We start from the raw sequence: 8,833 nt of genomic DNA on the forward strand, positions 1-8,833 counted from the left end.
GGTTGATACCGACGGTGATGACTCGTTAATGTCACCGCTATCGGTGACGATTACTGATGATGTTCAAGTTATGGCAAGTGGCGATCTGACGATTGAAGAGCCTACTGTGGCTGACTTAGCTGCAGGTACGCCAACGACATCCGTTTTCGATGTATTAACATCCGCGAGTGCCGATGGCGCTAGCGTGACTCAATTTACCTATGACGGCACCGCTTACTCTCTAGATCCGAATGATGCGACCGAGCAAGAGTTTACCTTCACCGAAGGCTCACTGTTTATTACGACTCAGGGGGAAGTACGTTTTGAGCCAACCCGCGATTTAGACCATTCAGCAGGCGATATTGTTAAAAATATCGTTGTGACATCAAGCGATGGCGATGATGACGTTCTTACCTCGACAGTGACGCTGACCATTACTGATGGCGATGTACCAACCATTGACGTCATTCCGCCAATCTCACTATCTGAAACGAATCTAGCCGATGGCTCTGATCCAAGCGGAGCGGCAGTGAGCCAAACTGAGACCATCTCTTTCACTAACGAAAGCGATGATGTTGAACGCTTTAGAATCGCAACCGATGAATTTAATTCCTCTGGCGCTTTGATGTCGAATGGTTTGGAAGTTGAACTTCGTGAATTCCCGGCTGACTCAGGGCAATACACAGGCTTTACGACTAACGCGTTAAACCAAGAGGTTGAAGTCTTTACCATCAATTTTGATGACGTCGTGCTAGGTCGTTACACCTTTGCGCTACTTGAAGCACTTGTCCACGAAGATGGTCTGGTGAATAACAGTTTGAGCTTTGACCTGCCTGTTTATGCGGTAGACAGTGACGGTGATGACTCAGTGATGTCGCCACTGACTGTGACCATCGAAGATGATGTTCAAGGCATGAGTAACGGCATCTTGACCATTGAAGAGCCGACCGTTGCCGATCTGGCTGCTGGGGTGGTGACTACAACTACCATTGATGTGATGCCAGAGCAGAGTGCTGACGGTGCGACCATTACTGAGTTCACTTACGATGGTGGGACTCCACTGACGCTTGACCAAACCGATACTGGCGAGCAAGAGTTTGTGTTTGCTGAAGGATCGTTGTTTATCACTCTTGAAGGTGACGTACGCTTCGAACCAAACCGCAACCTAGACCACACGGTTAGCGAAGACATCGTCAAATCGATTGTGGTGACCTCAAGCGATTTAGATAACGATGTGGTGACGTCAACGGTCACTCTGACGATTACTGATGGCGATATTCCAATCATCGAATCCGTACCAAGCGTGACGCTATCAGAAACACAGCTTGCCGATGGCTCGACACCAAGCGGCAGTGCGGTGAGCCAAACCGAGACTATCTCGTTTACCAACCAAAGTGATGATGTTGAGAAGTTCCGAATCGAACCAACTGAGTTCAATGTGGGTGGTGCGTTAACGTCGAATAACATTGCGGTTGAGCTTAAAGAAGACCCAGCAGACTCTGGCATCTATGTCGGCTTTATTGATGACGGTGGAACGGACGTTCCTGTCTTCAGCTTAAGCTTTTCAGGTACCACGTTAGGCGAGTACACCTTCACACTACTTGAAGCGTTAGACCATGCCGATGGTTTAGACAACAACGACCTGAGCTTTGATCTGCCTGTTTATGCCGTCGACTCTGATGGTGATGATTCATTAATGTCGCCGCTATCGGTGACGATTGGTGATGATGTCCAAATCATGGCGAACGGTACGTTAGATATTACCGAGCCGAATTTAGCTGACGGTACGGTGAGCACCAACACCATTGATGTGATGACAGCGCAAAGTGCCGATGGCTCGGTGATTACTCAGTTCACTTACGATGGTGGCACCGCTCAGACCCTTGATCCAACGATCACAGACGAGCAAGAGTTTACCTTCACTGAAGGTTCTATGTTCGTGACCATCGAAGGTAATGTGCGGTTTGAGCCGAACCGAGATTTAGACCACGAGAGTGGCGATATTGTTAAATCACTGGTGTTTACTTCGAGTGATGGCGATGCGGATGTTGAAACGGCCACTGTCACACTGACCATTACCGACGGTGATATCCCAACCATTGAATCGGTGCCAAGCATCGCGCTTGCTGAAGCAGATTTAGCGGATGGCTCGTTACCAATCATGGGTGCCGTTAGTCAAACTGAAACCATCTCGTTCACTCATCAAAGTGACAATGTAGAGAAGTTCCGCCTAGAGCCTAGTGAGTTTAATAGTGATGACTCATTGAAATCCGATGGTCTTCCAATTGATTTGAAAGAGGACCCTGCGGGCTCAGGTAACTATGTTGGTTTTACAACTAGTGCCTCGAATGTGGAAACTCCGATTTTTACATTAAGTTTTAACGCAGCGACTCTGGGACAATATACCTTTACGCTGTTGGAGAATATCGACCATGAGGATGGTCGAGGCAATAACGACTTCACGTTCGAACTACCAGTTTACGCGGTTGATACCGACGGTGATGACTCGTTAATGTCACCGCTATCGGTAACGATTACTGATGATGTTCAAGTGATGGTGAGTGGTTCGCTTAGTATCGAAGAGCCTACTGTTGCCGACTTAGCTGCAGGTACGCCAGCGACATCCGTTTTCGATGTATTAACATCCGCGAGTGCCGATGGCGCGAGTGTGACTCAATTTACCTATGACGGCACGGCTTACTCTCTAGACCCGAGTGATGCGACCGAGCAAGAGTTTACCTTCACGGAAGGCTCGCTGTTTATTACGACGCAAGGGGAAGTGCGCTTTGAGCCGAACCGCGATTTAGACCACTCGGCAGGCGATATTGTTAAAAATATCGTTGTGACATCAAGCGATGGTGACAGTGATGTTCTTACCTCGACAGTCACACTGACCATTACCGATGGTGATGTTCCAACCATTGATATCATTCCGCCAATCTCACTATCTGAAACGAATCTAGCCGATGGCTCTGATCCATCGAACTCTGCGGTCAGCGACACCAAAGTCATTCAGTTTACTCATGAAAGTGACGATGTTGAGTTTTTCCGTATCGAGCCAACAGAGTTCAATACACTTGGCGAGCTGACATTAAATAACTTAGCGGTTCAACTGAAAGAAGATCCGAATAGCGCAGGTGACTACATCGGTTTTGTGAAAGACGCGTCGGATGTTGAAACGAATGTCTTTACCATTAGCTTCTCTGATACAAATCTAGGCCAATACACCTTTACGCTGCTTGAGGCGCTTGACCACGAAGACGGACTCGACAATAACACCTTGAGTTTTGATCTGCCTATTTATGCAGTCGATTCAGATGGTGATGACTCCTTGATGTCTCCACTGACGGTGACCATTGAAGATGATGTTCAAGGTATGAGTAATGGCATCTTGACCATTGAAGAGCCGACTGTCGCTGACCTGGCCGCAGGGGTGGTGACCACAACTACCATTGATGTGATGCCAGAGCAGAGTGCTGACGGTGCTACCATTACTGAGTTCACTTACGGTGGTGGGACTCCACTGACGCTTGACCAAACCGATACTGGCGAGCAAGAATTTGTATTTGCTGAAGGCTCTCTGTTTATCACGCTCGAAGGGGATGTACGCTTTGAGCCAAACCGTGACCTCGACCATGAATCTGGCCCAATCGTGAAGTCGATAGTGGTGACATCCAGTGATGGCGATGTGGACGTGGAAACGGCGACGGTTGTTCTAACTATTACCGATGGCGATATTCCAACCATCGAATCTGTACCAAGCGTGACGCTATCAGAAACACAGCTTGCCGATGGCTCGACACCAAGCGGCAGTGCGGTGAGCCAAACCGAGACTATCTCGTTTACTAACCAAAGTGATGATGTTGAGAAGTTCCGAATCGAACCAACTGAGTTCAATGTGGGTGGTGCGTTAACGTCGAATAACATTGCGGTTGAGCTTAAAGAAGACCCAGCAGACTCAGGCATCTATACCGGCTTTATTGATGACGGTGGAACGGACGTTCCTGTCTTCAGCTTAAGTTTTTCAGGTACCACGTTGGGTGAATACACCTTCACGTTGCTTGAGGCATTAGATCATGCCGATGGCTTAGATAACAACGAACTGACCTTCGACTTACCAGTTTATGCGGTGGACTCAGATGGTGATGATTCCTTGATGTCTCCGCTGTCGGTGACCATTGGTGATGACGTTCAAATCATGGCGAATGGTACGCTGGATATTACGGAACCCAACCTAGCTGACGGGACGGTGACCACCAATACGATTGATGTAATGACAGCGCAAAGTGCCGATGGCGCAGTGATTACCCAGTTCACCTATGACGGTGGTACGGCTCAAACTCTCGATCCAACAATCACAGGTGAGCAGAAATTTACGTTCACTGAGGGTGATGTGTTCGTCACCATCGAAGGTAACGTGCGCTTTGAGCCGAACCGTGATTTAGACCACGAGAGTGGCGATATCGTTAAATCTCTCGTCTTCACGTCAAGCGATGGCGATGTGGATGTTGAAACGGCCACTGTCACACTAACGATTATTGATGGTGATATCCCAACGATTGAATCGGTGCCAAGCATCGCGCTTGCTGAAGCAGATTTAGCGGATGGCTCGTCACCAATCATGGGTGCGGTGAGTCAAACAGAAACCATCTCATTCACGAATCAAAGCGATGATGTTGAGAAATTCCGTTTAGAGCTAAGTGAGTTCAACAGTGATGACTCATTGAAATCCGATGGTCTTCCAATTGATTTGAAAGAGGACCCTGCAGGATCAGGTAACTACGTCGGTTTTACAACTAGTGCCTCTAATGTAGAAACACAGATTTTCACATTAAGCTTTAGCGCTGCGACTCTGGGGCAATATACCTTTACGCTGTTGGAGAATATCGACCACGAGGATGGTCGTGGCAATAACGACTTCACGTTTGAACTACCAGTTTACGCGGTTGATTCCGACGGTGATGATTCTTTAATGTCACCTCTGTCAGTCACCATTACCGACGATGTACAGGAGATGGCGAACGGGTCGCTGAATATTGAAGAGCCTACGGTGACGGATTTGGCTGCAGGTACGCCAACGACATCCGTTTTCGATGTATTGACCTCACCAAGTGCTGATGGCGCGAGCGTGACTCAATTTACCTATGACGGCACCGCTTACTCTCTAGATCCGAATGATGCGACCGAGCAAGAGTTTACCTTCACCGAAGGCTCACTGTTTATTACGACTCAAGGGGAAGTCCGCTTTGAGCCGAACCGTGATTTAGACCACTCGGCTGGCGATATCGTTAAGAGCATCGTGGTGACGTCAAGCGATGGCGATGATGACGTTCTTACCTCAACATTGACGCTGACCATTACCGATGGTGATGTACCGACCATTGATGTCATTCCACCAATCTCACTATCTGAAACGAATCTAGCCGATGGCTCTGAACCATCTAACTCTGCGGTCAGCGACACTAAAGTCATTCAGTTTACTCATGAGAGTGACGATGTTGAGTCGTTCCGTATCGAGCCAACAGAGTTCAATACTCTGGGTACGTTAACGTCAAACAACTTGGCGGTTCAGCTAAAAGAAGATCCTAACAGTGCTGGTGATTACATCGGTTTTGTTAAAGATGCGTCGGATGTTGAAACCAACGTCTTTACCGTTACCTTCTCTGGTACAAATCTAGGTCAATACACCTTTACGTTACTTGAAGCGCTTGACCACGAAGATGGTCTGGTGAATAACAGTTTGAGCTTTGACCTGCCTGTTTATGCAGTAGACAGCGATGGCGATGATTCTTTGGTTTCTCAGTTAAATGTAACCATCGGTGATGATGTTCAAATCATGCAGGATGGTACGTTAGATATCACTGAGCCAAATCTTGCAGACGGCACAATCACAACCAGTACCATCGATGTGATGCCAGAGCAGAGTGCTGATGGCGCGACCATTACTGAGTTTACTTACGATGGTGGGACTCCACTGACGCTTGACCAAGCTGATACCGGTGAGCAAGAGTTTATCTTCACTGAAGGCTCTCTGTTTATCACTCTTGAAGGTGACGTACGCTTCGAACCAAACCGAAATCTAGACCACACGGTTAGCGAAGACATTGTGAAGTCGATTGTGGTGACATCCAGCGATGGCGATGTGGATGTTGAAACGGCAACGGTTGTTCTGACCATTGCCGATGGTGATATTCCAACCATCGAATCCGTACCAAGCGTGACGCTATCAGAAACACAGCTTGCAGATGGCTCGACACCAAGCGGCAGTGCGGTGAGTCAAACTGAGACTATCTCGTTTACCAACCAAAGTGATGATGTTGAGAAGTTCCGAATCGAACCAACTGAGTTCAATGTGGGTGGTGCGTTAACGTCGAACAACATTGCGGTTGAGCTTAAAGAAGACCCAGCAGACTCAGGCATCTATACCGGCTTTATTGATGACGGTGGAACGGACGTTCCTGTCTTCAGCTTAAGCTTCTCAGGTACCACGTTGGGTGAATACACCTTCACGTTGCTTGAGGCGTTAGACCATGCCGATGGTCTCGACAATAATGATCTGACCTTCGATTTGCCAGTTTATGCAGTGGATTCAGATGGTGATGATTCATTAATGTCGCCGTTGTCGGTGACCATTGGTGATGACGTCCAAATCATGGCGAACGGTACGCTGGATATTACCGAGCCGAATTTAGCTGACGGTACGGTGACCACCAATACGATTGATGTAATGACAGCGCAAAGTGCCGATGGCGCAGTGATTACTCAGTTCACCTATGATGGTGGCACGGCTCAAACTCTCGATCCAACAATCACGGGCGAGCAGAAATTTACGTTCACTGAGGGTGATGTGTTCGTCACCATTGAAGGTAATGTGCGTTTTGAGCCGAACCGTGATTTAGACCACGAGAGTGGAGACATTGTTAAATCTCTCGTCTTCACGTCAAGTGATGGCGATATCGATGTTGAAACGGCCACGGTCACACTGACGATTATTGATGGTGATATCCCAACGATTGAATCGGTGCCAAGCATCGCGCTTGCTGAAGCAGATTTAGCGGATGGCTCGTCACCAATCATGGGGGCGGTGAGTCAAACGGAAACCATCTCTTTCACTCATCAAAGCGACGATGTAGAGAAATTCCGTTTAGAACCAAGTGAGTTTAATACTAACAACGCGCTCAAGTCAGACGGCTTGATCATTGAGATTCGAGAAGAACCAACAGGCTCTGGCAATTATATTGGCTTCACGACCGATATTTCGAATGTCGAAACCACGGTGTTTACTCTCGATTTCAGCAGTTCCACTTTGGGTGAATACACCTTCACTCTTCTGGAAGCGATTGACCACACACCAATTCAAGGCAATAACGATCTAACATTCAACTTGCCAGTTTACGCAGTTGATACCGACGGTGATGACTCTTTAATGTCACCTCTGTCAGTCACTATTACCGATGATGTTCAAGTGATGGCTAGTGGCGATCTGACGATTGAAGAGCCTACTGTCGCCGACTTAGCTGCAGGTACGCCAACGACATCCGTTTTCGATGTATTAACATTCGCGAGTGCCGATGGCGCGAGCGTGACTCAATTTACCTATGACGGCACCGCTTACTCTCTAAACCCGAATGATGCGACCGAGCAAGAGTTTACTTTCACGGAAGGCTCACTGTTTATTACGACTCAAGGGGAAGTGCGCTTTGAGCCGAACCGCGATTTAGACCACTCGGCTGGCGATATCGTTAAGAGCATCGTGGTGACGTCAAGCGATGGCGATGATGACGTTCTTACCTCAACAGTGACGCTTACGATTACGGACGGCGATGTTCCGACCATTGATGTCATTCCACCAATCTCACTATCTGAAACGAATCTAGCCGATGGATCTGATCCATCTAACTCTGCGGTCAGCGACACCAAAGTCATTCAGTTTACTCATGAAAGTGACGATGTTGAGTCGTTCCGTATCGAGCCAACAGAGTTCAATACTCTAGGTACGTTAACGTCAAACAACTTGGCGGTTCAGCTAAAAGAAGATCCTAACAGTGCTGGCGATTATATCGGTTTTGTTAAAGATGCGTCGGATGTTGAAACCAACGTCTTTACCGTTACCTTCTCTGGTACAAATCTAGGTCAATACACCTTTACGTTACTTGAAGCGCTTGACCACGAAGATGGTCTGGTGAATAACAGTTTGAGCTTTGACCTGCCTGTTTATGCAGTAGACAGCGATGGCGATGATTCTTTGGTTTCTCAGTTAAATGTAACCATCGGTGATGATGTTCAAATCATGCAGGATGGTACGTTAGATATCACTGAGCCAAATCTTGCAGACGGCACAATCACAACCAGTACCATTGATGTGATGCCAGAGCAGAGTGCTGATGGCGCGACCATTACTGAGTTTACTTACGATGGTGGGACTCCACTGACGCTTGACCAAGCTGATACCGGCGAGCAAGAGTTTATCTTCACTGAAGGCTCTCTGTTTATCACTCTTGAAGGTGAAGTACGCTTCGAACCAAACCGAAATCTAGACCACACGGTTAGCGAAGACATCGTCAAATCGATTGTCGTGACCTCAAGCGATTTAGATAACGATGTGGTGACGTCAACGGTCACTCTGACGATTACTGATGGTAATATTCCAACCATCGAATCCGTACCAAGCATGACGCTATCAGAAACACAGCTTGCAGATGGCTCGACACCAAGCGGCAGTGCGGTGAGCCAAACCGAGACTATCTCGTTTACTCACCAAAGTGATGATGTTGAGAAGTTCCGAATCGAACCAACTGAGTTCAATGTGGGTGGTGCGTTAACGTCGAACAACATTGCGGTTGAGCTTAAAGAA

General features: G+C 47.7%; 1 pseudogene. It reads left to right on the top strand.

Annotated elements, in window-relative coordinates:
• Nucleotides 1-8,833, top strand: a pseudogene (locus tag IQQ51_RS12940) (hypothetical protein); the annotation flags it as partial.

The sequence above is a fragment of the Vibrio sp. OPT18 genome (assembly GCF_015163615.1).
GTDB lineage: Bacteria > Pseudomonadota > Gammaproteobacteria > Enterobacterales > Vibrionaceae > Vibrio > Vibrio coralliirubri.